This window comes from Pseudomonas fluorescens, from assembly GCF_902497745.1.
GTDB classification, from domain to species: Bacteria; Pseudomonadota; Gammaproteobacteria; order Pseudomonadales; family Pseudomonadaceae; genus Aquipseudomonas; species Aquipseudomonas fluorescens_BM.
Window position 1 is genome coordinate 1 of the sequence record NZ_CABVHJ010000061.1, and the last position, 1841, is coordinate 1841.

The following is a 1841-nucleotide window of genomic DNA, read 5'->3' on the forward strand; positions in this document are numbered from 1 at the left end:
GATTTTACCAACCAGCGTCAGCGTGTACGCCGAGACCGACAGGGCATTTTCCGCCGGCAACAACGACAGCAACGGCAGGGCGATCAGCAGGGCGAGAATCACCGCGCCAACAGCGATCGTGACTTTCGGGCCGGCCTTTTGTGTAGCGGTAACAAGCAGAGGCTGGTTCATCAGTCGATCACCCGTCCTTTCAGTGCGAAGAGGCCTTGCGGACGTTTCTGGATAAACAGAATGATCAGCGCGAGGATCAGGATTTTGCCGAGCACCGCACCGATCTGCGGTTCGAGAATCTTGTTGGCGATGCCCAGGCCGAAGGCCGCGAGCACGCTACCGGCCAACTGGCCGACGCCGCCGAGCACCACCACCAGGAACGAGTCGATGATGTAGCTCTGGCCGAGGTCCGGGCCGACGTTACCGATCTGGCTCAGCGCCACGCCGCCGAGTCCGGCGATACCGGAACCGAGGCCGAAGGCGAGCATGTCGACGCGACCGGTCGGCACACCGCAGCAGGCAGCCATGTTGCGGTTTTGGGTGACGGCGCGGACGTTGAGGCCGAGGCGGGTTTTGTTCAGCAGCAGCCAGGTCAGCACGACCACGAACAGCGCGAACGCAATGATGACGATGCGGTTGTATGGCAGCACCAGATTCGGCAGCACTTGAATACCGCCGGACAGCCACGCCGGGTTGGCGACTTCAACGTTCTGCGCGCCGAACAGCAGGCGCACCAGTTGAATCAGCATCAGGCTGATGCCCCACGTGGCGAGCAGGGTTTCCAGCGGGCGGCCGTAGAGGTGGCGAATCACCGTGCGCTCCAGCGCCATGCCGATTGCCGCTGTGACGAAGAACGCCACCGGCAGCGCGATCAAGGGATAAAACTCGATCGCTTGGGGGGCGTAGCGCTGGAACATCAACTGCACCACGTACGTCGAGTAGGCACCGAGCATCAGCATCTCGCCGTGAGCCATGTTGATCACGCCGAGCAGGCCGAACGTGATCGCCAGACCGAGTGCGGCGAGCAGCAGAATCGAACCGAGCGACATGCCGCTGAACGCCTGGCCGAGCACTTCGCCGATCAGCAGTTTGCGTTTGACCTGAGCGAGGCTGGTTTCGGCTGCAGTACGTACATTGGCGTCGGCTTCAACGCCAGGTTCGAGCAAACCTTCGAGGCGCGTGCGCGCCAGTGGGTCGCCGGTTTCGCCGAGCAGGCGAACTGCGGCGAGGCGCACGGCCGGATCCGTGTCGACCAGTTGCAGGTTGGCCAGCGCCAGACTCAGGGCGGCATGGACGCTTTCGTCTTTTTCACCCGCGAGTTGCTGGTCGAGGAATTTCAGCTGCGCGGGTTTCGCGCTTTTCTGCAATTGCTGCGCGGCGCTCAGACGGATTTTGGCGTCGGCGGCGAGCAATTGGTGGCTGGCCAGAGCGGTGTCGATCAGACCCCGCAGGCGGTTGTTCAGGCGCAGGGTTTTCGCTTGGCCGTCGACGGTCAGTTCGCCTTGTTGCAGGGCGTTGATCAATTCGATACGGGCCGGGTCGGGCTGCGCGGCCCAGGTTTCCAGCATTTTGGCTTGCTGCACGGGATTGGCCGCGACGAAGTCTTCGGCATCGCCGGCGTGGGCCAGCATCGGCAACAAGAGTGCGATGGCTATGATAAAGCGGTGTATGGCAGTGGGCATTAGTGGTGTGTCCTTTCTTGCGGTGGCCGAAGGAGCGATGTCCGGCTGTGAATCCGCCCCTCACCCTAACCCTCTCCCATAGGGAGAGGGGACTGATTGGGGGATGCAGAAGAGATACGCCGACCTGATCCTGCTGTGCCGAATCCATAATCGACTCGGTCATTCAGG

1 protein-coding gene and 1 pseudogene are annotated in these 1841 nt (G+C 62.2%); both read right to left on the reverse strand.

The genetic code is table 11. From position 1 onward, the window contains the following. Positions 1 to 171 (reverse strand): annotated as a pseudogene (locus F8N44_RS31155) (urea ABC transporter permease subunit UrtC); the annotation flags it as partial. After that, positions 171 to 1673 carry an urea ABC transporter permease subunit UrtB gene (urtB, locus tag F8N44_RS31160; RefSeq protein ID WP_150651725.1) on the reverse strand — a complete coding sequence of 501 codons (1503 nt, stop codon included), beginning with the start codon at positions 1671 to 1673 and terminating at the stop codon, positions 171 to 173. The pseudogene F8N44_RS31155 and the gene urtB, both read right to left, overlap by 1 nt. Positions 1674 to 1841: the final 168 nt, after the last annotated feature.